The organism is Paraburkholderia sp. RL17-337-BIB-A (genome assembly GCF_046025895.1).
GTDB lineage: Bacteria > Pseudomonadota > Gammaproteobacteria > Burkholderiales > Burkholderiaceae > Paraburkholderia > Paraburkholderia fungorum_C.
On sequence record NZ_JARESY010000001.1, the window covers coordinates 1,142,377 to 1,166,163 of the forward strand.

Genomic DNA, 23,787 nt, shown 5'->3' on the forward strand with positions numbered 1-23,787 from the left:
CGCGCGGCGCCCATAAAAACAAAAAGCCCGCCGATGAGGGCGGGCTTTTTGCGTGGCGGCGGTTCGCTTACTGCGGGTGCTTACCCGTTTCCACCATTTGCATCGGCGCGGTTTCAACCGGCGGCAACGCCTTACGCTCGCGACCCACGCGAACCGGCTTGGCCGCTTGAGCAGCAGCTTCCTGCGCGGCCCGCAGCTTGTCGGCGTCCGTGTTCACCCAGACGAGACCGGCTTGTTCCAGCACCGGCTTCAGGGCTTCCTCCGACACACCGTCGTTACGCGGTGTTTGCGGAGCAACTGCGACGGGTGCCGGCTCGACTGCTGCCGGCTCAACTGCCGGAGCGACCGCTGCAACTACCGGCTGCGGTTCGACGATTTCGGCTTGCGGCGCCGGCTGAGCGGCCGGTGCTTCGACCACGGCCGCCGGAGCTGCGGTTTCTACCGGAGCCGGTGCGGCGTGCGCTTCGACTACCGGCGCAACTGCCGGCGTTTCGACCCGAGCTTCAACGGGCGTTTCCACCCGAGCTACAACGGGAGCTTCAACGTGAGCAACCGGTTCGACGAGTGAAACCGTCTCGCTCGCGGCCGGTGCAGCTTGGGCGGCTTCGACCGGCGCGGCAACGGCTGGCGCCACCGGCGCTTCCGCTACTTGCTCGACGGCAACCGGTGTCACCGGCGCTTCTGCGACCGGCACAACCGTTTCCGTCCTGGCAGCCTTCTCGACGGCCAGAGCCGGCGATTCGACTGCAGCATGCAGTTCACTGACGACAGTGGTTTCCGTCGCAACGGCAGCGACAACCACTTCCACCGGTTTGACCTCGTTGACTTCAGCTTTGTGCTCAACCGGTTGATGCGCGGTACGCACCGGCGCTTCGTCGGTCACATTGGCGTTGTCGCCTTCAGCTTCCGCGACGTCCGCAGCCAGATTGCCGTTCACGTCTTCTTCACGCTCACGACGACCACCCCGGCGGCCGCGACGGCGACGACGGCGCTCTTCACCTTCACGCGCCACCGCTTCCTGGTCGACCGGCGCACCGTTTTCGCCCAAGGCGGCCTGGTTTTGCGCCAGTTCTTCCGCCGTCAGTGCGTCGTTTTGCGTCAGTGCATCTGCCGCTTCCGGCTGTTGCTTGCGGCGTTCGCCACGTTCAGCGCGCTCGCCACGCTCACGACGTTCGCCGCGTTCCGGGCGCTCACCACGCTCGGCGCGCGGTGCGCCGTCGACGGTTTCCGCCGCACGATCGTTGCCGCGATTGTCGCGGTCACGGTTTTCGCGGCCCTCGCGACCTTCACGCGGCTCACGAGCCTCGCGTGGTTCACGGCCTTCGCGGACCTCGCGCGGCTCACGATTGCCACGCGGCTCGCGCGCTTCACGTGCTTCACGCGGTTCACGACCTTCGCGTGCCTCACGGCCTTCGCGCGGTTCGCGTTCCTCGCGACGCTGCGGCGGCTGCTGAGCTTGAGCCTGACGGCCGCCGGTCGTGCCTTCGGCACGGCCTGCTGCATCGCGGCTGCCAACGCCGCCACGGCGATTGCGGTTGCGATCGCCGCCGCGTTCGCCGGTGCGCTCACCGCGCTCCGTGCGTTCGCCGCGTTGCGGACGCGTCTGCTTTTCGGTCGTAGCCGATGCGGCAGGCGCCGGTGCGGCCGGCTGCATGCCGAACAGATTCTTCAACCAGCCGATAAAGCCACCGCCAGCCGGGGTGACAGCCACCGGAGCCGGCGTTGCCACCGGACGGACCGGCGCACTCGGGGCCGGCTTCTCAGGCGTGATGCCCTTGACCGCTGCTTCCTGCTTCGGCTTCACTTCCTCGGCGCGCTTGCTGTAACCGGTTTCCGATTCCAGTTCGCGGGCTGCTTCCTCAGCCATCTTCCACGAGGCGCGCGGTTCGTCGAGGCGCGCATCGTCGTGACGCAGGCGCTCGAGCTTGTAATGCGGCGTGTCGAGGTGCTTGTTCGGGATCAGAACGACGTTGACCTTGAAACGCGACTCGATCTTGTTGATTTCAGCGCGCTTTTCGTTCAACAGGAAGGCGGTCACTTCGACCGGCACCTGGCAATGGATTGCCGCGGTGTTTTCCTTCATCGCTTCTTCCTGAATGATCCGCAGCACTTGCAGCGCGGACGATTCGGTATCGCGGATGTGGCCCGTACCGTTACAGCGCGGGCAGGTCACGTGGCTACCTTCCGACAAAGCCGGACGCAGACGTTGGCGCGACAGCTCCATCAGGCCGAAGCGCGAGATCTTGCCCATCTGGACGCGTGCACGGTCGTGCTTCAAAGCGTCTTTCAGGCGTTGCTCGACTTCACGCTGGCTCTTGGCCGATTCCATGTCGATGAAGTCGATCACGATCAGGCCGCCCAGGTCGCGCAGGCGCAACTGGCGGGCCACTTCGTCGGCGGCTTCGAGGTTGGTGCGTGCCGCCGTTTCCTCGATGTCGGCGCCCTTGGTGGCGCGTGCCGAGTTCACGTCGATCGCGACCAGCGCTTCCGTGTGGTCGATCACGATTGCGCCGCCGGAGGGCAGCGGCACCGTGCGCGAGTACGCGGTTTCGATCTGGTGTTCGATCTGGAAGCGCGAGAACAGCGGCACGTCGTCGTGATACCGCTTCACCTTGCTGACATTGTCCGGCATCACGATATCCATGAAGGCGCGGGCCTGGTCATGGATTTCGGTGGTGTCGATCAGGATTTCGCCGATATCCGGCTGGAAATAGTCGCGAATCGCGCGGATCACCAGACTCGATTCGAGATAAATCAGCATCGGCTGGCCGCTCGAACCGCTTTGCGACGCGGCCTCGATGGCACGCCACAGTTGCATCAGGTAGTTCAGGTCCCACTGCAGCTCTTCGGCGCTGCGGCCAATGCCGGCCGTGCGCGCGATGATGCTCATGCCTTCCGGCAATTGCAGCTGCGCCATGGTTTCGCGCAGTTCCTGACGGTCGTCGCCTTCGATCCGGCGCGATACGCCGCCGCCGCGCGGGTTGTTCGGCATCAAAACCAGATACCGGCCGGCGAGCGAGATGAACGTAGTAAGGGCCGCGCCCTTGTTGCCGCGCTCTTCCTTTTCGACCTGAACGATCAGTTCCTGGCCTTCTTTCAGGGCGTCCTGAATGCGCGCGGAGCGCATATCGACGCCGTCACGGAAATACTGGCGGGCGACTTCCTTGAACGGCAAAAAGCCGTGGCGGTCTTCGCCGTAGTTGACGAAACAGGCCTCGAGCGACGGCTCGATGCGGGTGATGATGCCCTTGTAAATATTGCCTTTGCGCTGTTCGCGCCCGGCGGTTTCGATGTCGATATCGATGAGTTTTTGCCCATCGACGATGGCAACGCGCAGTTCTTCCTGCTGCGTCGCGTTGAACAACATTCGTTTCATTGAACGGCTCCAGGCGGCTTAGCTAGCCCTCAGCTGCGCGGTTGTCAGTCGCGAGAGCGAGGAGGGCAGCGGCATGCCGCGCCTTATTGTGTTTTCACAAGCACGCTGGAGCGGGAAAAATGGCGGGAGAATTGCCTGAGAGGGCCCGGTCCCCTTGAAAATGGGCACGGTGCCGCAGGGCACATGCGAACACGGCTTCAAATAACGACCCGACACGCCGCGGGTTCTGCCAGCAGACCTTCATAAGCCTTTCGTCCACTCGCGCCGGTGCGCCAACTGGGCGCGTGACCGGAGGGTCGAAGGCTGCGGTCATGCCGCAACGGGAAGTTCGCGCAGTCGGCGCGTCTTTTCTCGCTGGGGGTGTCTCGCCTCATTTTGACGTCGCCATGTCTTGTATTTTCTACAAGACGCCTCGGGCGCACGCCGTATTTTCGCAACCGGCAGCTTCGTACAACAGGGCGTCAGACCGCCCGATACCGAAGCTGAAAGTTAAATTCTTTTTGACCAAAATTCCGTTACCGTCGAAGCTGACCTTGACCGAACGCGCCTGTGGGCGCCGTCCCTGCCGGGCACTGACTTCGTGCGTGCAACATGTTGCATCTCATTTTCGGGGTGAGCAACCAGACCCCGGCGCAAGTAAAATAACGGTTTATCGCTTGCACCTGCGCAATCCGCCCGAATTCCGGACACTGCGCCGGCCGCCGCAGACTGCTGGGCAAATTATATTCATAATGAAAGAGTTAGGCAAAATATCCCAGAAATCGGTCGCAAGTGACCAGGTCTCGATGATCGAGATCGACGACAGTGCGGCCGGACAGCGCATTGATAATTTCCTGTTGCGCGTCTGTAAAGGCGTGCCGAAAAGCCATATTTACCGCATCCTGCGCAGCGGGGAAGTGCGGGTGAACAAGGGCCGGATAGACGCGCAGTACCGCCTCGAACTGGGCGATCTGGTGCGTGTGCCGCCCATTCGCGTTGCTCAACCCAACGAGGCGATTGCCCAGGCACCGGTGCCGAGCGCGGATTTCAAAATTATTTTTGAAGACGAGCACATGCTCGTGATCGACAAACCAGCTGGCGTGGCGGTCCACGGAGGCAGCGGCGTCGCGTTCGGCGTGATCGAACAGATGCGCGAGGCGCGGCCGCAGGCGAAATTCCTCGAATTGGTGCATCGGCTGGATCGTGAGACGTCCGGCATCCTGATGCTTGCCAAGAAACGCGCCGCGCTGGTCAATCTGCACGAGCAGATTCGCGAGAACAAGATGGATAAGCGCTACTATGCGTGCGTCCATGGCGAGTGGGCGAGCGACTGGGGCCGCCGCCGCGCGGTCAAGGAGCCGCTGCACAAGTATTTGACCGCGGACGGCGAACGGCGTGTGCGTGTCCAGGCCGACGGCCTCGCGTCGCACACGGTGTTCAATCTGGTCGACAAATGGCCGGAGTACGCGCTGCTCGAAGCGGAGCTGAAGACCGGGCGTACGCATCAGATTCGCGTCCATTTGCAGCATCTGGAACTGCCGATCGTCGGCGATGCAAAATACGGCGACTTCGCGCTGAATAAGGCGCTGGCGCGCGCCAACGCGAAGCCAGGCCTGAAACGCATGTTCCTGCACGCCTACCGGCTTAAGCTGACGCACCCGGCAACCGGCGCGCCCGTGCAGTTCGAGGCGCCGCTGCCGGCCGAGTGCCGCAGTTTCGTTGCGCAGCTCAATGAATTACGAAATGGGTCAAACCCGGAGACGACACCGCATGGCTAGAGAGCAATTTGATCTGATCGTCTTCGACTGGGACGGGACGCTGATGGATTCGACCGCGCACATCACGCGCAGCATCCAGTCGGCATGCCGCGATCTCGGCTTGCCGGTTCCCGCCGACGAGGCCGCCAGCTACGTGATTGGCCTCGGCTTGCGTGACGCGCTGCAGATCGCCGCGCCCACGCTCGATCCGGTCGATTACCCGCGTCTGGCGGAGCGCTACCGCTTCCACTATCTAGTAAAGGACCAGACTACCGAACTGTTCGTCGGCGTGCGCGAGATGTTGCAGGATTTGCGCGATCAGGGCTATCTGCTGGCGGTGGCGACCGGCAAGAGCCGCGTTGGGCTGAACCGCGCGCTCGATCAATCGCGTCTGACGAGCCTGTTCGACGGCACGCGTTGCGCCGACGAAACCTTCTCCAAACCCCATCCGGCCATGCTGCATGAACTCACGCGTGAACTGGGGCAGGATCCGGTGCGCACTGTGATGGTCGGCGATACGACGCACGATCTGCAGATGGCGATCAACGCGGGCGTGGCGGGCATCGGCGTGACGTACGGAGCGCATCCGGCCGGCTCGCTGACCGCGTTGTCGCCGAAATTCGTCGCGTCGAGCGTGAGCGCGCTGTCCGGCTGGCTGCGAGAGAACGCATGAGCGGCGGCACGAGCGAAGCGGCCACGGAAGCGGTTCGCATTTGCGCGTCCGACGAACTGGTCGATGGAGGTACGGGCGTACGGCGCGCGGCCATGCTGGGCGGTAGCGACGTAGTGGTATTTTTTGTTCGCTACGATGGCCGTGCCTACGGCTATCTGAATCGCTGCGCCCACGTGCCCATGGAACTCGACTGGGCCGAAGGGCAGTTCTTCGAATCGTCCGGTTTATACTTGATGTGCGCCACACATGGCGCGATTTACGCGCCTGATACGGGCAAATGCGTGGGTGGCCCGTGCCGCGGCGGGCGGTTGCGTCCGGTTCAGGTTGATGAGCGGGATACACCTGAAGGCCGCGCCGTATTCTGGCTGCCCGATGGCGAACTGCGTCCCACCACGCCCTGATTTTTTCTCCTCTTCGACCTTTCCACTGCATCGCATGTCCGACAATTTGACTCCTGAACCGAAGGAACCGTCCCTGACAGGCCGCACCCGCACGCCTGCCGATCAGCCGGGCTGGGAGCGCGCCGCGCTCGAGCGCATTGCGCTTGCGGCAATTACTGAGCAGCGGGCGGCTCGCCGCTGGAAGATCTTTTTCCGCTTTGTGTTCCTGATCGTCTTGCTGTTAGCGGTATGGGGTGCCTTCGATTTCTCTGGCGACAAGGTCTCCACCACCGGCCGGCATACGGCAATGGTGACAATTGACGGCGAAATCTCCGCCGATACGAACGCGAACGCAGAAGATATCAACACGGCACTGGAAAGTGCATTCGACGACTCGGGCACGGCAGGCGTGATTCTGCGCTGCAATAGCCCCGGTGGCAGTCCGGTGCAGGCGGGCATCATCTACAACGAGATTCACCGGCTGCGCGCCAAGTATCCGTCGATCCCGTTGTACGTTGTGGTCGGCGATATGTGCGCGTCAGGCGGCTATTATGCAGCCGCGGCGGCTGACAAGATTTACGTCGACAAGGCGAGCATCGTCGGCTCGATTGGCGTGCTGATGGATAGCTTCGGCTTTACTGGCCTGATGGATAAGCTGGGGATTCAGCGTCGTCTGCACACTTCGGGTGAGAACAAAGGCTTTTTCGACCCGTTCTCGCCGGAAACGCCGAAGATGGACGAACATGCGCAAGATATGCTCGATCAGATCCATGCTCAGTTCATCGACGCCGTCCGTCAGGGCCGTGGCAAGCGGCTTCACGAAACGCCGGATATGTTTTCTGGCCTTTTCTGGACAGGGCAGAAGAGTGTCGAGCTGGGACTCGCAGACGGTTTTGGCGACGCGGATTACGTCGCCCGCGAGCTTTTCAAGGCCCCGGATATCGTCGACTACACGGTTAAAGAGAGCATTACGGACCGCGTAGCGCGCAAATTCGGCGCGGCGGTTGGCAGTGGCGCCGTTCACGCGATGGCGCTTGGCGGGAAGATGAGCTTGCGGTGATTATTTGCCTGTGAAAAAGCCCCGCGCGGCCAAGTGATGGCCGCGCGGGGCTTTTTTTCTTCCCATTGAGCGGCGATCGGCGAGTTGAGCGATGGGAGCGCTCAGTCGATCTGGTAAGCGGGCACGACCCGGTTCGCGGATAACGGTTAAGTTGCAGCAACGATCAGACGGCCAGAATCAAAAAAATTGCGGGCCGCTTGTGCAGATCGATAGCCGGTTTCTTTTTCCAGTCGGCCACAGTGCGGCTGGCGATGTTTTCCGTCTCCAGCGTCAGATCGACTGCAACGCAAACCAGAGTCGACGGCGCGCAGGTCGCCAGCAACGTGTCGAGCAAGGCGCGATTGCGATACGGCGTCTCGATAAAGATTTGCGTCTGCTTGCCTTTGCGCGACTGTTGCTCCAGTTCGCGCAGACGCTTGGCCCGTTCGATGGCGTCGACCGGCAGGTAACCGTGGAACGCAAAACTCTGGCCGTTCAGGCCGGAAGCCATCAGTGCCAGCAAAATCGAACTCGGTCCAACAAGCGGCACGACCTTCACGCCGCGCTCGTGCGCACGGCGCACCAGCAGGGCGCCTGGGTCCGCGACTGCCGGGCAGCCGGCTTCGGACACCAAACCCGCATCCGTGCCGGCCAGCAACGGCGCGAGCAGCTTGTCAATTTCGCCCGCCGGCGTGTTGACGTTCAATTCACGAATCTCGATTTCCTGAATCGGCTTTTCAGTGCCGACCTTCTTCAGAAAAGCACGGGTGGTTTTCGCGTTTTCGCCGATGTAATAGTGCAGCGATGCCGCGCGCGCCCGGACCGGCGCGGGCAGGACGGCATCGAGCGCGTCGGCGTCGCCTTCGCCGAGCGTGTTCGGGATCAGATATAAGGTGCCGCTCATGCTGCCCCCAGGAGTGGATAGCCCACTGCGAGCAGCATGCGCGACAGTGCGATCAATGGCAGGCCGACCAACGCGGTCGGGTCGTCCGAGTGAATGGCTTCGAGCAATGCAATGCCGAGACCTTCGGATTTGGCGCTGCCCGCGACGTCGTAGGGTGTTTCAGCGCGCAGATACGCGTCTAGCGCCGCGTCCGGCAGGTCGCGGAATTGCACGCGGGTAATGACGTCTACGGCTTGCGCCGTTCCCGAACGACTGTCGAACAGGCACAACGCACTATGAAACAGCACTTCGCGGCCGCGCATCGCCTGCAGCTGGGCGAGTGCCTTGTCGTGCGTGCCGGGCTTGCCGATCTGCAAGCCGTCATAGGTGGCGACCTGATCGGAGCCGATCACGAGCGCGGCTTCACTGACGCCGAGCTTGTCCGCAACCGCGCGGGCCTTCGCCTCGGCGAGGCGCAGCGCGGTCGCTTCAGGCGTTTCGCCGGCAAGCGGCGTCTCGTCGATCGCCGGTACTGCGATATCGAACGGAATGCGCAGGCGCTCGAGCAACCCGCGACGATAAGGCGAACTCGACGCCAGAATCAGGCGTGGCGGGCGATTGGGGGAATCTGACATGGTCAACCAACGGCTAGAGAGGCGGGTCGTACGGGGTTGTGCGGATGTCGCACGTGTACGGGCTTAAGTGTTTGACTCGAAAAGACAAAACGGATATGATTTCGGGCTTTTCATCGGTATGCTATTGCGCGAGCGGGCTTTTTTGAGTTCCTCGGGCGGCTTTGCAAGCCGCTGCATTGCAACCGGTTTATCCCCGGCGAAATCCTTGCCGACGCAGGAGCGCACATGACTCAACATCCTGGCAACCCTGCTGGTCTATCCGACCCGCACGATATCGATCTGTTCGAATTTGCGCGGAGTGGGCGTCAGGCCGCGGGTGTCGTGCGCGTCTCGCAACTGCCGCGCATGTTAAACGAAGTCCCGGCAGAAGCGCCAGACCGCGATGCCGCGTTCACCTGGCAAGCCGAAGGGGCGACGCAGCCGGAATTGCAGGACGACGGCACTGAGGGTCCGCAGCCTTATCTCAGGCTCGCGATTCACGGCGCTGCATGGCTCGAATGTCAGCGGTGCATGACGCCGTATCTGCAGGCGTTCAATGTCGATGCAACTTACCGGATCGTCAACACTGAGGCGGAAGCCGAAGAGTTTCCGCTCGACGAGGATGAAGTCGAAGTGATCGTGGGCTCGCGCCAGTTCGATCTCATCGACTTGATCGAAGAAGAGTTGCTGCTTTCCTTGCCGCTCGTGCCCAAGCACGAGGTTTGCCCCGAAGTGCACGAGAGCCTCGTCTCTGGTGTGGCTGGAGCAGAAGGCGAGGGCGACGAGGCTGCGCCGGACGAAGCTGGTGAGGGCGGAAAGCCCGAGCGGCCCAATCCGTTTGCGGCGCTCGAAAGTCTCAAGCGCGGTGAGCCGGGCGACAAGAAGCACTGAACAGTTGCATGGGAGCGCGGCACGGGCGCATTGGTCATTCGGCCAATGGCGGACACCGGGTCGGGCTGTGTTAGAATTCGGAAAATTTTTAGGAGTTAGTCATGGCAGTTCAACAAAATAAGAAGTCGCCGTCGAAGCGCGGCATGCACCGTTCGCACGATTTCCTGACGGCAGCGCCGCTGGCCGTGGAACCGAGCACGGGCGAAGTGCATCTGCGTCACCACGTTAGCCCGAACGGCTACTATCGCGGCAAGAAAGTCGTCAAGACGAAGAACGACTAATCGTTTCACTGCGTTGCGCCCCTTGGCGTTTCGCGTGGCGATCGGCTCGCTTGACATTTTCCCGGCTCGGCAAAAAGGCGGCATTCAACTGCCGCTTTTTTGTGTCGATCGCAGTTGGCGCTTTAGCGCTTATTGCGGTCCCATGCAGGGCGCCTGAAATTCGTCGCACTCCATGACAGTAAAGCTCACGATAGATTGCATGGGAGGCGACCACGGCCCGTCCGTGACCGTTCCCGCTGCCGTTAACTTCGTTCGTTCGCATCCCGACGCGCAACTGCTGCTCGTCGGCATTGAAAGTGCGATTCGTGCGCAACTGAAGAAGTTGAAGGCTCAAGACCTGCCGGCGCTGACCGTCGTACCCGCTTCCGAGATCGTCGCCATGGACGATCCGGTTGAAGTCGCGCTGCGCAAGAAAAAAGATTCGTCCATGCGCGTGGCGCTGAACCGCGTCAAGGAAGGCGAGGCGCAAGCCTGCATTTCCGCCGGCAACACCGGTGCGCTGATGGCGGTATCGCGCTATGTGCTGAAAACGCTGCCGGGCATTGAGCGCCCGGCCATCGCGTTCGCGCTGCCCAATCCCGATGGCTACACAACGATGCTCGACCTGGGCGCCAACGTCGACTGCGAGCCGCAGCATCTGCTGCAGTTCGCGGAGATGGGGCACGCACTCGTGTCGGCGCTCGAAGGTAAGGAGCGGCCCACCATCGGCCTGCTCAACATCGGTGAAGAAGTCATCAAGGGTAACGACACCATCAAACGTGCCGGCGAATTGCTGCGCGCGAGTACACTTAACTTTCACGGCAACGTTGAAGGCAACGACATCTTCAAGGGCACGGTCGACGTCATCGTCTGCGATGGTTTTGTCGGCAATGTCGCGCTGAAGACGTCGGAAGGCCTCGCGCAGATGCTCAACGACATCATCAAGGAAGAGTTCGGCCGCTCGTGGCTCACCAAGGTGATGGCGGTGCTCGCGTTACCGGTATTGATGCGCTTCAAGAAGCGCGTCGATCATCGGCAATACAATGGGGCCGCATTGCTGGGCCTGCGCGGGCTGGTGATCAAAAGCCATGGCTCGGCGGATGCCTACGGGTTTGAGTGGGCTATCAAACGCGGGTATGATGCCGTCAAAAACGGCGTGCTGGAACGCCTTGCGCGAGCAATGGAAGAGAACGCAGGTTCTCTTGAACAGGCGGCGCGCGACGCAAGCGGTGCGGGTCACGCAAGCCCGATCGCAGGCCAGCCGGCCGAGCCCTACGCTGCGCAATCCTCGAAGGCATAATGGCTCAATCCACAATTTATTCCCGCGTGATCGGCACCGGCAGCTATCTGCCGCCCGGCCGCGTCACCAATCAGGATCTGGCTGAACGTCTTGCCAGCCAGGGCGTCGAGACGAGCGACGAGTGGATCGTTGCCCGCACGGGCATCCATGCGCGCCACTTCGCCGAACCCGATGTCACCACCAGCGATCTGGCGCTGATCGCCTCGCAGCGCGCGATCGAAGCGGCTGATATCGATCCGCAATCCATCGATCTGATCATCGTTGCAACCTCCACGCCGGACTTCGTGTTTCCGAGTACGGCGTGCCTGTTGCAGAACAAGCTCGGCATCAAGAACCACGGCGCGGCATTCGACGTGCAGGCCGTCTGTTCCGGCTTCGCTTATGCGGTGGCGACCGCGGACAGTTTCATTCGCAGTGGCCAGCATCGCACCGCGCTCGTGATCGGCGCGGAAACCTTTTCGCGCATTCTCGATTTCAAGGACCGCGCCACGTGCGTGCTGTTCGGCGACGGGGCGGGCGCGGTGATCCTGCAGGCATCCGAAGAACCGGGTGTGCTGGCCAGCGCATTGCACGCCGACGGCAGCCATTCGAACATTCTCTGCACGCCGGGCAATGTGAACGGCGGCGTGATCGAAGGCAGCGCGTTCCTGCATATGGACGGGCAGGCGGTGTTCAAGCTCGCCGTCAATGTGCTCGAGAAGGTCGCGGTCGAGGCACTCGCCAAGGCCAATCTGTCGGCCGGGCAGGTCGATTGGCTGATCCCGCACCAGGCCAACATCCGCATTATGCAAAGTACCTGTCGCAAGCTTGGCTTGCCGCAGGAGCGCATGGTCGTCACGGTGGGCGAGCACGGCAATACGTCGGCTGCGTCCATTCCGCTCGCATTTGACGTCGCAGTGCGCGACGGCCGCATCAAGCGCGGCCAGAACGTGCTGATCGAAGGCGTCGGCGGCGGCTTCACGTGGGGCGCGTCGGTAATCCGCTACTGATAGCGGCGACGTTATGGCGAGCGGTCTTCGTGGCGCCTGGCTACGCTTGAGCGCGTTCTCAATCCATCGGGCGCGCCACCCACATCTGACAACATCGATTTTGGGGACGATATGAAATTTGCGTTCGTTTTTCCTGGGCAAGGTTCGCAGTCGGTCGGCATGCTCAACGCATTCGCCGATCACACGGTCGTGCGTGAGACGGTTCAGGAAGCATCCGATGCGCTCAATCAGGACCTCGGCAAGCTGATCGCCGAAGGTCCCGTCGAAGATCTGAATCTCACTACCAATACCCAGCCGGTCATGCTGACCGCCGCGTACGCGATTTACCGCGCGTGGCAGCAGGCGGGCGGCCCGAAGCCGGCCATCGTCGCCGGTCATAGTCTCGGCGAGTACACCGCGCTGGTCGCGGCGGGTGCGCTCGCGTTTCGCGATGCTGTGCCGCTCGTCCGTTTTCGTGCGCAAGCCATGCAAACGGCCGTTCCAGTCGGCGTGGGCGGTATGGCCGCGATTCTCGGCCTCGATGACGACACGGTGCGCTCGGTATGCGCCGAAGCGTCGGTCGCGGGTGTTGTCGAGGCGGTGAATTTCAACGCGCCGGCGCAAGTCGTGATCGCCGGTCACAAGGCCGCAGTCGAAAAGGCTTGCGAAGTCGCAAAGGCGAAGGGCGCAAAGCGTGCATTGCCGCTGCCGGTATCGGCGCCGTTCCACTCGTCGCTGCTTGAACCGGCGTCGGATCAATTGCGTGAGTATCTGGCTGGCATCGACGTGCAGGTGCCGTCGATTCCAGTGCTCAACAACGTCGACGTCGCGGTGGTCAACGAGCCGGCGAAGATCAAGGACGCGCTGGTGCGCCAGGCCGCAGGGCCGGTGCGTTGGGTAGAAAGCGTGCAGGCGATGGCGGCGCAAGGCGTCACGCACGTGGTCGAATGCGGACCGGGCAAGGTCCTTGCGGGTTTGACCAAGCGTATCGACGGCAATCTGGTTGGTGCATCGGTGTTCGATCCGGCCTCGCTCGAAGAAACGCTCAAGCTCGTGATGGCGGGCTGAGCGCCGCGTCATACGCAGCACGTGGCGGCGCCAAAAATCGACATCAAGAATCAATCAGCCCTCCGAAAGGGCATCCGGACTGACAGATGGAAAAGACTCTCGACAAGCAGATCGCAATCGTGACCGGCGCCTCGCGCGGCATTGGTCGTGCAATCGCGATGGAACTGGCGCGCCAGGGCGCGACGGTGATCGGCACGGCGACCAGCGAAAGCGGCGCAGCCGCGATTACCGAAGCGTTTGGTGCGGCCGGCGTGAGCGGCCGCGGCGCGGTCCTCAACGTAAACGACGCCGCCGCAGCGGAAGCGCTGATCGACGGCACCGTGAAGGAATTCGGCGCGCTGCACGTGCTGGTGAACAACGCCGGCATCACGCAAGACCAGCTGGCAATGCGCATGAAGGACGACGACTGGGACGCGGTGATCGACACCAATCTCAAGTCGGTCTTCCGCCTGTCGCGCGCGGTGCTGCGTCCCATGATGAAGGCGAAGGGCGGCCGTATCATCAACATCACGTCGGTGGTCGGCTCGGCCGGCAACCCGGGGCAGGTCAATTACGCAGCCGCGAAAGCGGGTGTAGCAGGCATGACGCGCGCACTTGCACGCGAGATCGGCAGCCGTGGCATCACCGTGAATTGCGTCGCGCCGGGCTTCATCGATACCGACATGACCAAGACCCTGCCGGAAGAGCAGCAAACTGCACTGAAGACGCAGATTCCGCTCGGCCGCCTTGGCAGCCCGGACGATATCGCGCACGCCGTGGCGTTCCTGGCGTCGCCGCAAGCGGGTTATATCACTGGCACCACACTGCATGTGAACGGCGGAATGTACATGTCGTAACCAAATTCGGTTACTATCCGCGCCTTGATGCGTTTGCAGAAGCATAAGGCGCATGCCTTGACAGGAACCCGATGCGCCGCTTTTTTGCCGGGTCAAACCTGATAAAATGCGCGCACCTGTATTTTTGAACTTCTTTCCCTTGGAGGGGTAATGGACAATATCGAACAGCGCGTCAAGAAGATCGTCGCAGAACAACTGGGCGTTGCAGAAGCTGAAATCAAGAACGAAGCTTCGTTCGTGAACGACCTCGGCGCCGACTCGCTCGACACCGTTGAACTCGTGATGGCCCTCGAAGACGAATTCGGCATGGAAATTCCGGATGAAGAAGCCGAGAAGATCACTACCGTCCAGCAAGCGATCGACTACGCTCGCGCGAACGTCAAGGCCTAAAGTCATTCGCGCCTGCGTTTCTGCGTTGGCGGCGTATGACGCCCTGCCGTGTCGGTTTCCGACGCCAGCAGGGCTGGCGCTTTTTGCCGTGCAGGAGCCAGCGATGTTGACAGCGCAACTTTTCGCGCGATTGCCGACTTTCAAGAAAACGCCGGGCCGCCCCAAGTTTTCTTGCCCCTTTGGGGGACCTGGTGTGAAACACCAGGTGTGTGGGCGGCTTAACAGCCACAGGGCACACAGGTCAGGTTCCTGTGGCCGCTGTGGCTTTTGTTTTTGTCATCTATGAAAAAGGGGTTACCGTGAGCCGCCGTCGTGTTGTTGTTACAGGCCTGGGGCTGATTTCGCCTGTTGGCAATAATGTTGCCGACGGCTGGGCCAATCTGGTCGCCGGCAAGTCGGGTATTGCCAATATCACAAAGTTCGATGCGTCGAACTTTTCGACTCGTTTCGCCGGCGAGGTGAAGGGCTTCAATATCGAGGACTACATCCCCGGTAAGGAAGCGCGCCACATGGATACGTTCATCCATTACGGCGTCGCAGCGGGCATCCAGGCGATGCAGGACAGTGGCCTCGAAGTCACCGACGAGAATTCGGAGCGCATCGGCGTGGTGGTTGGTTCGGGCATCGGCGGCCTGCCGATGATCGAAGTAACCCAAACCGAACTGCTGAATCGCGGCCCGCGCCGCATTTCTCCGTTCTTCGTGCCGGCGTCGATCATCAACATGATCTCGGGCCACCTGTCAATCAAGTTCGGCATCAAGGGTCCGAATCTGGCGATCGTGACCGCATGTACCACGGGTCTGCACTGTATCGGCGAGGCTTCGCGCCTGATCGAATACGGCGACGCCGACGTGATGATCGCCGGCGGCGCGGAATCCACCGTGTCGCCGCTCGGCATCGGCGGCTTTGCGGCGGCGCGCGCGCTGTCGCAGCGTAATGACGATCCGGCCACGGCGAGCCGTCCGTGGGACAAAGACCGCGACGGTTTCGTACTGGGCGAAGGCGCCGGCGTGATGGTGCTCGAAGAGTACGAACACGCGAAGGCGCGCGGCGCGAAGATTTACGCTGAAGTCAGCGGCTATGGGATGAGCGGCGACGCCTACCACATGACCGCACCGCTGGAAGACGGCGACGGCGCGCGCCGCTGCATGCTGGCCGCCATGAAGAACGCGGGCATCAATTCGGATCAGGTGAATTATCTGAACGCGCATGGCACGTCCACGCCGCTTGGCGACCTCGCTGAAACCACCGGCATCAAGCGCGCTTTCGGCGACCACGCCAAAGACATGGTCGTGAACTCGACCAAGTCGATGACAGGTCACCTGTTGGGCGGCGCCGGCGGCCTGGAGTCCGTGTTCACGGTCCTGGCCGTGCATCACCAGGTGTCGCCGCCCACAATCAACATCTTCAATCAGGATCCGGCCTGCGATCTCGATTACTGCGCCAACACCGCGCGGGAGATGAAGATCGACGTTGCGCTGAAGAACTCGTTCGGGTTCGGCGGCACGAACGGCACGCTGGTCTTCAAGCGCGCCTGATCGCCCGATTGCCTGGTGACACGCCAGTCGCAAACGCCGGCTTGTCCGGCGGTTTCCCTCGAATCGGCAACGCCCGGCGGAGCGCCGCAACGGATTACGTTGCGGCGCTCCGCCGCCATGTGCGCTGCTCTGGGGGCGTTCGTCCTGATAGCGACGTTGGCCGCTTACACCTGCTTTGCGTCGCGTCTGGGCGCCTCGCAGGCGGTTCCGTTGACGCTTGCCGTGTGGGCGCTGCTGACACTCTGTGCGGTTAAACATGAGCACGCGCAACCCGTCGCGTTGAAAATCGGTCCGGACGGACTGTCTGCCTAGAATCGGGCCGGCAGTTTGCTGATGCACGGCCGCATTGCCGGCTGTTCGCAATGGAGCGGTCGTTTGCTCATTCTGGCGCTGGCACCGGACCATGGGCGCTCCCGTGCGCTACTTCTTCCTGCTGACGCGCTTCCGGCGTCCGTTTTCCGGGAACTCGCCGTGCTGGGCCGGCGCGGCGCCGGTGCGTGACTGTAACGACTGTAACCGCTGTTACCGGAATAACGTGCCGCGATGATGGGGACGCTACAATGGTCCCCCGCCATGCGCCCTATAGTTAACGGATTTATCAGGTGAGCGAAAAAGAAATTGATCAGTTGCTGGTCGAGCGCGTCCAGAAGGGCGACAAGGCCGCGTTCGAGCTTCTGGTCTCCAAATACCACCGTAAGATTCTCCGGCTGATCTCGCGCCTCGTGCGCGACCCGGCCGAAGTGGAAGACGTCGCCCAGGACGCCTTTATCAAGGCGTACCGGGCGTTGCCGCAGTTTCGCGGCGAATCGGCCTTTTATACGTGGTTGTACCGGATTGCGGTCAACACGGCAAAGAACTACCTTGCGACCCAAGGACGGCGCGCACCGACTTCCACCGAAGCAGATGCTGAAGAAGCTGAAACTTTCTCGGACGCCGACCAACTAAGGGATATCAACACGCCTGAGTCGATGTTGATGAGCAAGCAGATCGCTGAGACGGTCAATGCTGCGATGGCGGTTTTACCGGAAGAGTTGCGCACCGCCATTACTCTTCGTGAAATTGAAGGTTTGAGCTATGAGGAAATCGCTGAGATGATGGGTTGCCCAATTGGCACAGTCAGATCACGAATTTTCCGCGCTCGCGAAGCCATTGCGGCAAAATTGCGTCCGTTGCTTGACACACCTGAAGGCAAGCGCTGGTAAACACCAGTCCGCCGGACGGGGCGCGGCTGCAATATCTGGATTAGTGGTGTCACTACGGGGTATTTGTAAGATGGGGAGCATCATGGGGTCGGTCTCGATGCAATCGCAAGCCAGCTCGCGCGGCGAGCGTCTGTCCGCTTTTGTCGACGGTGAGCTGTTCGGCGAAGAGCATCTGAACACGTTTGTTTCCGAACTGGACGGCGAAGATCGAGCCGCCTGGTCGTGCTATCACCTGATTGGCGACGCCCTGCGTTCCGACGATCTGGCGGTCAGCCCGGCGGCGAGCAGCGCGTTCCTGAGCGGTTTTGCCGCACGTTTCGACAGCGAGCCGCACGTGCTCGCGCCGGCCGCAATGCCGGTCGCGCGCCGTTTGCTGGCGCTGCGTCGGCGTGTTGTGCCGGCGTTTGCTGTCGCTGCCGCCGCAGCCACGCTAACGTGGATCGTCGTGCCGCAACTGCAAGGCGTGCCGGGCGGCCCGGGCGTAACACAGGTCGCGGCCATCCAGTCACATGGCGATTCGCTGCAACGCGTTGCCATGGCGTCGGTGCCGGCCGCGACGGTCCAGCCGGTCGCGCAAGACGCCAACATTATTCGTGACGCAAGTCTCGATCAATATCTGGAAGCTCACCAGCAATTCGCGCAACAACCGGTTATGCCGGGCTCGATGCCGCTGATTCGCGCTGCCGCAGTTTCTACGCAAGGCCAATAGTTTGATGCAGACTCCGCGGTTGAATAAAACGACTATCTGGGGGCGGCTGCCGGCATTTCTGTTCTGCGCAGCCGTATTGTTGTCCGCTACACCGCGGGTCTTTGCACAAACCGAGGATCCAGTCGTCGCCCGTCGCACGGCCGCGGAGCTGCTCGATCGAATCCATCAGGCCGCCCAGCAGCAGAACTACGAGGGCGCGTTTGTCTATCAGCGCGGCAATTTCGTTCAGACGTCGCGGATCGCGCATTACGCGACCCGTACGGACGGCGAATTCGAGCAACTCGAAAGCCTCGACGGCAAGCCGCGCAAAATGCTTCGCCATAACGACGATCTCTACACGTTCGTGCCCGAGCGGCATCTGTGCGTGGTCGAGAAGCGCCAGAACAAAGATTCTTTTCCTGCCTTGTTGGCTGTAAGCGGTGAGCAGGTGCTGTCGGTGTACGAGCCGAAGCTGCTCGGCGAGGATCGCGTCGCGGGTGTCGACAGCCAGGTCATCGAGCTCGACCCGAAAGACGCCTACCGCTTTGCTTATAAACTGTGGGCCGACAAGAAAACCGGCTTGCTGCTGCGCGCGCAGACGCTCGACCCGAACGGCCAGGTGCTCGAGCAGTTGTCGTTTTCGCAGATTCGCATCGGCGTGCCGGTCGACAAAACCCCAATCGTCAACGGTATTCGTAATACGGCAGGATGGACCGTGGTGCGTCCGCCGGTCGAGCCGGTCGATATGGCTGCGCAAGGCTGGCAGATCACGCCGACGGTGCCGGGCTTCCGCAAGATTCGTGAGCTGCGTCGCCCAATGGCCGCGCGTGACGCGGGCCAGCCGACCATTCCGGTCGACCAGGCGGTATTCTCCGACGGCCTCGCGGCCATTTCGGTATTTGTCGAGCCGGTCGAGAACAATACCCGCAAGGAAGGCGCGGGTAGCAGCGGCGCCACACACGTGCTGGTCAAGCGGCGCGGCGACTTCTGGATTACTCTGCTTGGTGAAGTGCCCCAGACCACATTGCAGCAATTTGCGTCTGCCATAGAATATAAAGCTCCGAAGTAATCCTCCGAATCACTCGAATCCCTCGGCTTGCTACGATATGACGACTTTCTCGGTGCGCAAATTCCTCGCGGCCGCGGTGGTAGCGGCGTGTTTGCCGCTCGTGCCGCACACGGCGTCGGCGGCTCCCGCCGCCAATCTGCCCGACTTCACTGACCTCGTCGACAAGGTCGGCCCAGCAGTCGTCAACATTCGCACGACCACCCGCGTGTCGAGCAGCGGTGCCCGTGGCGGATTGCCGCCGGGCATGGACGACGGCGACATGTCGGAGTTTTTCCGCCGCTTCTTCGGTATTCCTTTGCCACAGTCGCCGCAATCTCCAGGCGCCCCAAGCTCGCCGCGCGGTGACGATAACGGCGGGAGCGGCGGCAGCCAGGACTCGCCGGATAACAACGATCCCGAACAGAACAGTGGCGTCGGCTCAGGCTTCATTCTGTCGGCGGACGGCTATGTGATGACCAACGCGCACGTCGTGGACGACGCGGACACCATTTACGTCACTCTCACCGACAAGCGCGAGTTCAAGGCGAAGCTGATCGGCGTGGATGATCGGACCGACGTGGCCGTCGTGAAGATCAGCGCTGCCAATTTGCCGACCATCACGATCGGCGACTCGAACAAGGTTCGCGTGGGCGAGTGGGTAGTCGCGATCGGTTCGCCATTCGGTCTTGAGAACACAGTGACGGCCGGGATTGTCAGCGCCAAGGGGCGTGATACGGGAGATTATCTGCCGTTCATTCAGACCGACGTAGCCGTCAATCCGGGTAACTCGGGCGGTCCGCTGATCAACATGCAAGGCGAAGTGATCGGCATCAACTCGCAGATCTACAGCCGCACCGGTGGTTTCATGGGCATCTCGTTCGCGATTCCGATCGACGAGGCGATGCGCGTAGCCGACCAGCTGAAATCTTCGGGCAAGGTCGTGCGTGGCCGGATCGCGGTGGCGATCGGTGAAGTGACGAAAGACGTGGCCGATTCGCTCGGGCTGCCGAAGGCGCAGGGCGCGCTGGTCAGCAGCGTCGAACCAGGCGGTCCGGCGGATAAGGCCGGCGTGCAGCCAGGCGACATCATCCTGAAGTTCAACGGGCATTCGGTCGACACAGCAACGGATTTGCCGCGCATGGTCGGCGACACGAAGCCGGGCACCAAGTCGACGATTACGATCTGGCGCAAGGGCCAGACGCGCGATCTGCCGGTCACGATTGCCGAGATGCAACCGGACAAGACCGCCAAGGCGGATCAGAAGAAACCGCCGGTGCCGAAGCAGCGTGCCACGAACGTGCTGGGCCTTGCCGTCAGCGATATTCCTCCTGACCAACTGAAGGCGCTGAAATTGCGCAACGGCGTGCAGATCGACGCTGTAGACGGACCAGCCGTGCGCGTTGGGCTGCAAAAGGGCGACATCGTCCTGCGTGTCGGCGACACGGACATCACGAGCGCGAAGCAGTTCGACGATCTGACCTCGCATCTCGACTCGCAAAAGATGGTGGCCTTGCTGGTCCGTCGCGGCGAGAACACGCAGTTCGTGCCGATTCGCCCGCGCAACGCGCAGAAATGAAGCAGGTGGTGCCGCTCACGCTCTACGGGCGCGCGTGGTGCCACTTGTGCGATGACATGCGCGCCGCGCTCGAGCCTTTGCTGGTTGAGTTCAGCGCGCAAGTCGTGGTGATCGACATTGACGCCGATCCGTTGCTGGAAGCGCGTTATAACGAACTTGTGCCGGTTCTCGTCTGTGACGGCGTCGAACTGTGTCACTATCACCTCGACGCGCCGCAGGTTCGTGCCGCACTTGCCGCGCGCCTGACAGCGGCGCATTCGGGGTCCGGTTAAAGGTCCAAACCGCGCACGAACGTGCGTTGTCGACCTCTTGTTTCGCGTCACTCCTGTCGACCCAGAGTTGGCGCTTCGGCGCTTACTCTGGTCCCATACACGGTAGCTGCTGAGCCGTCTTTTCTGCCCGGGCTTCGCAAGATGCGCCGGGCGATAGCCTTTTCGGCTAAAATAGATAGGTTTTTCACCTACTTACAAGGCGTGCTCCGCTATTGTCCGAGCGCGCCTTTTTCGCTTGATCGGTACTGAATGGATCATATTCGTAACTTCTCGATCATTGCGCACATCGACCATGGCAAGTCGACGCTCGCGGATCGCATCATCCAGATCTGCGGTGGCTTATCCGACCGCGAGATGGAATCCCAGGTGCTCGACTCGATGGATCTCGAGCGCGAGCGCGGCATTACCATCAAGGCACAAACCGCCGCACTGACGTACAAGGCCCGTGATGGGCAGATCTATAACCTGAACATGATCGACACGCCGGGCCACGTCGACTTCTCGTACGAAGTCAGCCGCTCGCTGTCCGCATGTGAAGGCGCGTTGCTGGTCGTCGATGCAAGCCAGGGCGTGGAAGCGCAAACCGTCGCCAACTGCTACACGGCGATCGAGCTTGGCGTCGACGTGATTCCCGTGCTCAACAAGATCGACTTGCCGGCCGCGAATCCCGAGAACGCAATCGAGGAAATCGAAGACGTGATCGGTATCGACGCCGCCGACGCTACGCGTTGCAGCGCGAAAACCGGCCTCGGCGTGGAAGACGTGCTCGAAGCGCTGGTCGCCAAGGTGCCGCCGCCCAAGGGCGACCCGGAAGCACCGCTGCAAGCGCTGATCATCGACTCGTGGTTCGACAACTATGTCGGCGTCGTGATGCTGGTTCGTATCGTCAACGGCACGCTGCGTCCGAAGGACAAGATCCGCATGATGGCGACCGGCGCGCAGTATCCGGTCGAGCATATCGGCGTGTTCACGCCGAAGTCGAAGAATCTGGAATCATTGTCCGCAGGGCAGGTGGGCTTCATCATCGCCGGCATCAAGGAATTGGCCGCCGCGAAGGTGGGCGACACCGTCACGCTGGTGAACCGTCCCGCGGCTGAACCGCTGCCGGGCTTCAAGGAAGTGAAGCCGCAGGTGTTCGCCGGTCTCTATCCGGTCGAAGCGAACCAGTACGACGCGCTGCGTGACTCGCTGGAAAAGCTGAAGCTGAACGACGCCTCGCTGATGTACGAGCCGGAAGTGTCGCAGGCGCTCGGCTTCGGTTTCCGTTGCGGCTTCCTCGGCCTGTTGCACATGGAAATCGTCCAGGAGCGTCTCGAGCGCGAGTTCGACATGGATCTGATCACCACGGCGCCGACCGTGGTGTACGAAGTCCTGCAGCGCGACGGTACGATCATCATGGTTGAGAATCCGGCCAAGATGCCGGAGCCGTCGAAGATCGAGGAAGTGCGCGAGCCGATCGTCACCGTGAATTTGTACATGCCGCAAGACTACGTCGGCTCGGTGATCACGCTGTGCACGCAAAAGCGCGGCAACCAGATCAACATGCAGTACCACGGCCGCCAGGTCCAGTTGACCTACGAAATCCCGATGGGCGAGGTCGTGCTCGATTTCTTCGATCGTCTGAAGTCGATCTCGCGCGGCTATGCGTCGATGGATTACGAGTTCAAGGAATATCGTGCGGCAGACGTCGTGAAGGTCGACATGCTGATCAACGGCGACAAGGTGGATGCGTTGTCGGTGATCGTGCACCGTTCGCAGAGCCAGTATCGCGGCCGCGAAGTGGCGTCGAAAATGCGCGAACTGATTCCGCGGCAAATGTACGACGTGGCGATTCAGGCGACCATCGGCGCGAATATTATTGCGCGCGAAAACATTAAAGCGTTGCGTAAGAACGTGCTGGCAAAATGCTACGGCGGCGATATTAGCCGTAAGAAGAAACTGCTCGAAAAACAAAAGGCAGGCAAGAAGCGAATGAAGCAGGTCGGGTCCGTCGAGATTCCGCAAGAGGCTTTCCTCGCGATCCTGCGTGTCGAAGACAAATAAGACGAACAACGGATCCTTATGAATTTTGCGCTGATTCTTTTTGTGCTCGTCATTTTGACGGGCATTGCATGGGTTGCAGATAAACTGGTTTTCATGCCGCAACGGCGTCGCGCGGCGGAAGCCGCGGTCGCTGAGTTCGACCGCCAGCAGGCACGCGTCGGCGAGCGTTTCGCCGACGAAAACGCGGCGCAAACGCGCGCCCGTCTGCGTGACGACAAGCTGCGTCAACCGTGGTGGCTCGAATATTCGGCGAGCTTTTTCCCGGTGATTCTGGTGGTGTTCGTGGTGCGCTCGTTCGTGGTCGAGCCGTTCAAGATTCCGTCGGGCTCGATGGTGCCGACTCTGCTGGTGGGTGACTTCATCCTCGTCAACAAATTCGACTACGGCATTCGCCTGCCGATCACCAACACGAAGATCACCGAAGGCCGTCCGCTCGAGCGCGGCGACGTGGTGGTGTTCCGCTACCCGAAAGACGAATCGGTCGACTACATCAAGCGCGTGATCGGCTTGCCGGGCGACACCGTCGCTTATCAGGACAAGCAATTGACGATCAACGGCAAGCCGGTGCCGGAAACGCCGCTGCCTGACTACCTCGACGAAGAACGCCTCGGCTACGCGAAGCAATTCGAAGAAGATCTCGACGGCCGCAAGAACGCGATTCTGAACAACCCGGCCGTGCCGCCGTTCATCGTCGGCGCCGAAGATTATCCGTATCGCGATAACTGCACGTACAACGCACGCGGCGTGATTTGCAAAGTGCCGCCGGGCAATTACTTCATGATGGGCGACAACCGCGATAACAGCGCCGATAGCCGCTACTGGGGTTTTGCGCCGGATCAGAATGTCGTCGGTCGCGCGTTTTTTATCTGGATGAACTTCAGCGATCTGAAGCGCATCGGCTCATTCCACTGAGCACGCAGGTCTTGATTGCACGACACGCCGCGCAGGTGGCCTCTACTTCGGTCACATTAGTCGCGGCGTGTTAGCACGCTACTTTAAGAATCCG

At 61.6% G+C, this 23,787-nt stretch carries 23 protein-coding genes; 20 read left to right on the forward strand and 3 right to left on the reverse strand.

Annotated features, from left to right (window positions below):
• Positions 1–67: 67 nt before the first annotated feature.
• Complete coding sequence (locus P0D84_RS05390) at positions 68–3,376, reverse strand: Rne/Rng family ribonuclease (protein ID WP_408333226.1); 3,309 nt, start codon at positions 3,374–3,376, stop codon at positions 68–70.
• Positions 3,377–4,107: 731 nt separating this feature from the next.
• On the opposite strand from P0D84_RS05390, the gene P0D84_RS05395 reads away from it, so the two are divergent.
• Genes P0D84_RS05395 through P0D84_RS05410 form a run of 4 tightly spaced genes read left to right on the forward strand, consistent with a single transcriptional unit; the run spans position 4,108 to position 7,225 of the window.
• The gene (locus P0D84_RS05395) at positions 4,108–5,133 is read left to right on the forward strand and encodes an RluA family pseudouridine synthase (RefSeq protein ID WP_408339688.1); all 1,026 of its coding nucleotides are present in this window, start codon (positions 4,108–4,110) and stop codon (positions 5,131–5,133) included.
• On the forward strand, positions 5,126–5,785 hold the full coding sequence (locus P0D84_RS05400) for an HAD-IA family hydrolase (protein WP_179733436.1): 660 nt from the start codon (positions 5,126–5,128) through the stop codon (positions 5,783–5,785). Before P0D84_RS05395 ends, P0D84_RS05400 begins: the two co-directional genes overlap by 8 nt.
• A complete protein-coding gene (locus tag P0D84_RS05405; protein ID WP_408333230.1) occupies positions 5,782–6,186 on the forward strand; it encodes a Rieske (2Fe-2S) protein in 405 nt (134 codons plus the stop codon). The genes P0D84_RS05400 and P0D84_RS05405 overlap by 4 nt, the downstream gene beginning before the upstream one ends.
• A gap of 34 nt (positions 6,187–6,220) precedes the next feature.
• Positions 6,221–7,225 carry a S49 family peptidase gene (locus P0D84_RS05410; RefSeq protein WP_408333233.1) on the forward strand — a complete coding sequence of 335 codons (1,005 nt, stop codon included), beginning with the start codon at positions 6,221–6,223 and terminating at the stop codon, positions 7,223–7,225.
• Positions 7,226–7,388: 163 nt separating this feature from the next.
• Here P0D84_RS05410 and P0D84_RS05415 read toward each other — a convergent pair whose 3' ends face one another.
• Positions 7,389–8,108, reverse strand: a complete 720-nt coding sequence (locus P0D84_RS05415) for an SAM-dependent methyltransferase (RefSeq protein WP_408333236.1) — start codon at positions 8,106–8,108, stop codon at positions 7,389–7,391.
• Positions 8,105–8,722, reverse strand: coding sequence for a Maf-like protein (locus P0D84_RS05420; protein WP_408333239.1), 618 nt, complete (start codon positions 8,720–8,722; stop codon positions 8,105–8,107). The genes P0D84_RS05415 and P0D84_RS05420 overlap by 4 nt, the downstream gene beginning before the upstream one ends.
• A 225-nt stretch (positions 8,723–8,947) precedes the next feature.
• Between P0D84_RS05420 and P0D84_RS05425 the strand changes: the two genes are divergently transcribed.
• The 16 genes from P0D84_RS05425 to lepB all read left to right on the forward strand — a co-directional run bounded on the left by P0D84_RS05425 (position 8,948) and on the right by lepB (position 23,693).
• Positions 8,948–9,592: a DUF177 domain-containing protein gene (locus P0D84_RS05425; RefSeq protein ID WP_408333241.1), complete on the forward strand. Its 645-nt coding sequence runs from the start codon at positions 8,948–8,950 to the stop codon at positions 9,590–9,592.
• A 101-nt stretch (positions 9,593–9,693) separates the two neighbouring features.
• Positions 9,694–9,873 (forward strand): 50S ribosomal protein L32, encoded by a 180-nt coding sequence (gene rpmF / locus P0D84_RS05430; protein ID WP_006051932.1) that lies wholly within the window; start codon positions 9,694–9,696, stop codon positions 9,871–9,873.
• A 172-nt stretch (positions 9,874–10,045) separates the two neighbouring features.
• Entirely contained in the window at positions 10,046–11,152 is a 1,107-nt protein-coding gene (gene plsX, locus P0D84_RS05435) for a phosphate acyltransferase PlsX (protein WP_179733425.1), read from the forward strand.
• On the forward strand, positions 11,152–12,141 hold the full coding sequence (locus P0D84_RS05440) for a beta-ketoacyl-ACP synthase III (protein WP_408333245.1): 990 nt from the start codon (positions 11,152–11,154) through the stop codon (positions 12,139–12,141). Before plsX ends, P0D84_RS05440 begins: the two co-directional genes overlap by 1 nt.
• A gap of 111 nt (positions 12,142–12,252) precedes the next feature.
• Complete coding sequence (fabD, locus tag P0D84_RS05445) at positions 12,253–13,188, forward strand: ACP S-malonyltransferase (protein ID WP_408333248.1); 936 nt, start codon at positions 12,253–12,255, stop codon at positions 13,186–13,188.
• Positions 13,189–13,274: 86 nt separating this feature from the next.
• On the forward strand, positions 13,275–14,024 hold the full coding sequence (gene fabG, locus P0D84_RS05450) for a 3-oxoacyl-ACP reductase FabG (protein WP_408333251.1): 750 nt from the start codon (positions 13,275–13,277) through the stop codon (positions 14,022–14,024).
• Positions 14,025–14,174: 150 nt separating this feature from the next.
• Entirely contained in the window at positions 14,175–14,414 is a 240-nt protein-coding gene (acpP, locus tag P0D84_RS05455) for an acyl carrier protein (RefSeq protein WP_004197638.1), read from the forward strand.
• A gap of 299 nt (positions 14,415–14,713) precedes the next feature.
• Positions 14,714–15,952 carry a beta-ketoacyl-ACP synthase II gene (fabF, locus tag P0D84_RS05460; RefSeq protein ID WP_408333254.1) on the forward strand — a complete coding sequence of 413 codons (1,239 nt, stop codon included), beginning with the start codon at positions 14,714–14,716 and terminating at the stop codon, positions 15,950–15,952.
• Between the two features lie 15 nt (positions 15,953–15,967).
• Positions 15,968–16,264 (forward strand): hypothetical protein, encoded by a 297-nt coding sequence (locus P0D84_RS05465; RefSeq protein WP_408333257.1) that lies wholly within the window; start codon positions 15,968–15,970, stop codon positions 16,262–16,264.
• A gap of 290 nt (positions 16,265–16,554) precedes the next feature.
• Positions 16,555–17,154, forward strand: coding sequence for an RNA polymerase sigma factor RpoE (gene rpoE, locus P0D84_RS05470; RefSeq protein WP_175162620.1), 600 nt, complete (start codon positions 16,555–16,557; stop codon positions 17,152–17,154).
• 82 nt (positions 17,155–17,236) lie between these two features.
• Positions 17,237–17,863: a sigma-E factor negative regulatory protein gene (locus P0D84_RS05475; RefSeq protein WP_408333261.1), complete on the forward strand. Its 627-nt coding sequence runs from the start codon at positions 17,237–17,239 to the stop codon at positions 17,861–17,863.
• A 4-nt stretch (positions 17,864–17,867) separates the two neighbouring features.
• Complete coding sequence (locus P0D84_RS05480) at positions 17,868–18,911, forward strand: MucB/RseB C-terminal domain-containing protein (protein ID WP_408339690.1); 1,044 nt, start codon at positions 17,868–17,870, stop codon at positions 18,909–18,911.
• 37 nt (positions 18,912–18,948) lie between these two features.
• Positions 18,949–20,466, forward strand: a complete 1,518-nt coding sequence (locus P0D84_RS05485; RefSeq protein WP_408333264.1) for a DegQ family serine endoprotease — start codon at positions 18,949–18,951, stop codon at positions 20,464–20,466.
• Positions 20,463–20,738, forward strand: coding sequence for a glutaredoxin family protein (locus P0D84_RS05490; protein ID WP_408333267.1), 276 nt, complete (start codon positions 20,463–20,465; stop codon positions 20,736–20,738). Before P0D84_RS05485 ends, P0D84_RS05490 begins: the two co-directional genes overlap by 4 nt.
• A gap of 249 nt (positions 20,739–20,987) precedes the next feature.
• Positions 20,988–22,781: a translation elongation factor 4 gene (gene lepA / locus P0D84_RS05495; RefSeq protein ID WP_408333270.1), complete on the forward strand. Its 1,794-nt coding sequence runs from the start codon at positions 20,988–20,990 to the stop codon at positions 22,779–22,781.
• Positions 22,782–22,799: 18 nt separating this feature from the next.
• A complete protein-coding gene (gene lepB, locus P0D84_RS05500; protein WP_408333273.1) occupies positions 22,800–23,693 on the forward strand; it encodes a signal peptidase I in 894 nt (297 codons plus the stop codon).
• Positions 23,694–23,787: the final 94 nt, after the last annotated feature.

Bases quoted from the DNA above. Each gene is read 5' to 3' on its own strand.
- P0D84_RS05390 (WP_408333226.1), bottom strand. From the start codon at position 3,376: ATGAAACGAATGTTGTTCAACGCGACGCAGCAGGAAGAACTGCGCGTT.
- P0D84_RS05395 (WP_408339688.1), top strand. From the start codon at position 4,108: ATGAAAGAGTTAGGCAAAATATCCCAGAAATCGGTCGCAAGTGACCAG.
- P0D84_RS05400 (WP_179733436.1), top strand. From the start codon at position 5,126: ATGGCTAGAGAGCAATTTGATCTGATCGTCTTCGACTGGGACGGGACG.
- P0D84_RS05405 (WP_408333230.1), top strand. From the start codon at position 5,782: ATGAGCGGCGGCACGAGCGAAGCGGCCACGGAAGCGGTTCGCATTTGC.
- P0D84_RS05410 (WP_408333233.1), top strand. From the start codon at position 6,221: ATGTCCGACAATTTGACTCCTGAACCGAAGGAACCGTCCCTGACAGGC.
- P0D84_RS05415 (WP_408333236.1), bottom strand. From the start codon at position 8,108: ATGAGCGGCACCTTATATCTGATCCCGAACACGCTCGGCGAAGGCGAC.
- P0D84_RS05420 (WP_408333239.1), bottom strand. From the start codon at position 8,722: ATGTCAGATTCCCCCAATCGCCCGCCACGCCTGATTCTGGCGTCGAGT.
- P0D84_RS05425 (WP_408333241.1), top strand. From the start codon at position 8,948: ATGACTCAACATCCTGGCAACCCTGCTGGTCTATCCGACCCGCACGAT.
- rpmF (WP_006051932.1), top strand. From the start codon at position 9,694: ATGGCAGTTCAACAAAATAAGAAGTCGCCGTCGAAGCGCGGCATGCAC.
- plsX (WP_179733425.1), top strand. From the start codon at position 10,046: ATGACAGTAAAGCTCACGATAGATTGCATGGGAGGCGACCACGGCCCG.
- P0D84_RS05440 (WP_408333245.1), top strand. From the start codon at position 11,152: ATGGCTCAATCCACAATTTATTCCCGCGTGATCGGCACCGGCAGCTAT.
- fabD (WP_408333248.1), top strand. From the start codon at position 12,253: ATGAAATTTGCGTTCGTTTTTCCTGGGCAAGGTTCGCAGTCGGTCGGC.
- fabG (WP_408333251.1), top strand. From the start codon at position 13,275: ATGGAAAAGACTCTCGACAAGCAGATCGCAATCGTGACCGGCGCCTCG.
- acpP (WP_004197638.1), top strand. From the start codon at position 14,175: ATGGACAATATCGAACAGCGCGTCAAGAAGATCGTCGCAGAACAACTG.
- P0D84_RS05475 (WP_408333261.1), top strand. From the start codon at position 17,237: ATGGGGTCGGTCTCGATGCAATCGCAAGCCAGCTCGCGCGGCGAGCGT.
- P0D84_RS05480 (WP_408339690.1), top strand. From the start codon at position 17,868: ATGCAGACTCCGCGGTTGAATAAAACGACTATCTGGGGGCGGCTGCCG.
- P0D84_RS05485 (WP_408333264.1), top strand. From the start codon at position 18,949: ATGACGACTTTCTCGGTGCGCAAATTCCTCGCGGCCGCGGTGGTAGCG.
- P0D84_RS05490 (WP_408333267.1), top strand. From the start codon at position 20,463: ATGAAGCAGGTGGTGCCGCTCACGCTCTACGGGCGCGCGTGGTGCCAC.
- lepA (WP_408333270.1), top strand. From the start codon at position 20,988: ATGGATCATATTCGTAACTTCTCGATCATTGCGCACATCGACCATGGC.
- lepB (WP_408333273.1), top strand. From the start codon at position 22,800: ATGAATTTTGCGCTGATTCTTTTTGTGCTCGTCATTTTGACGGGCATT.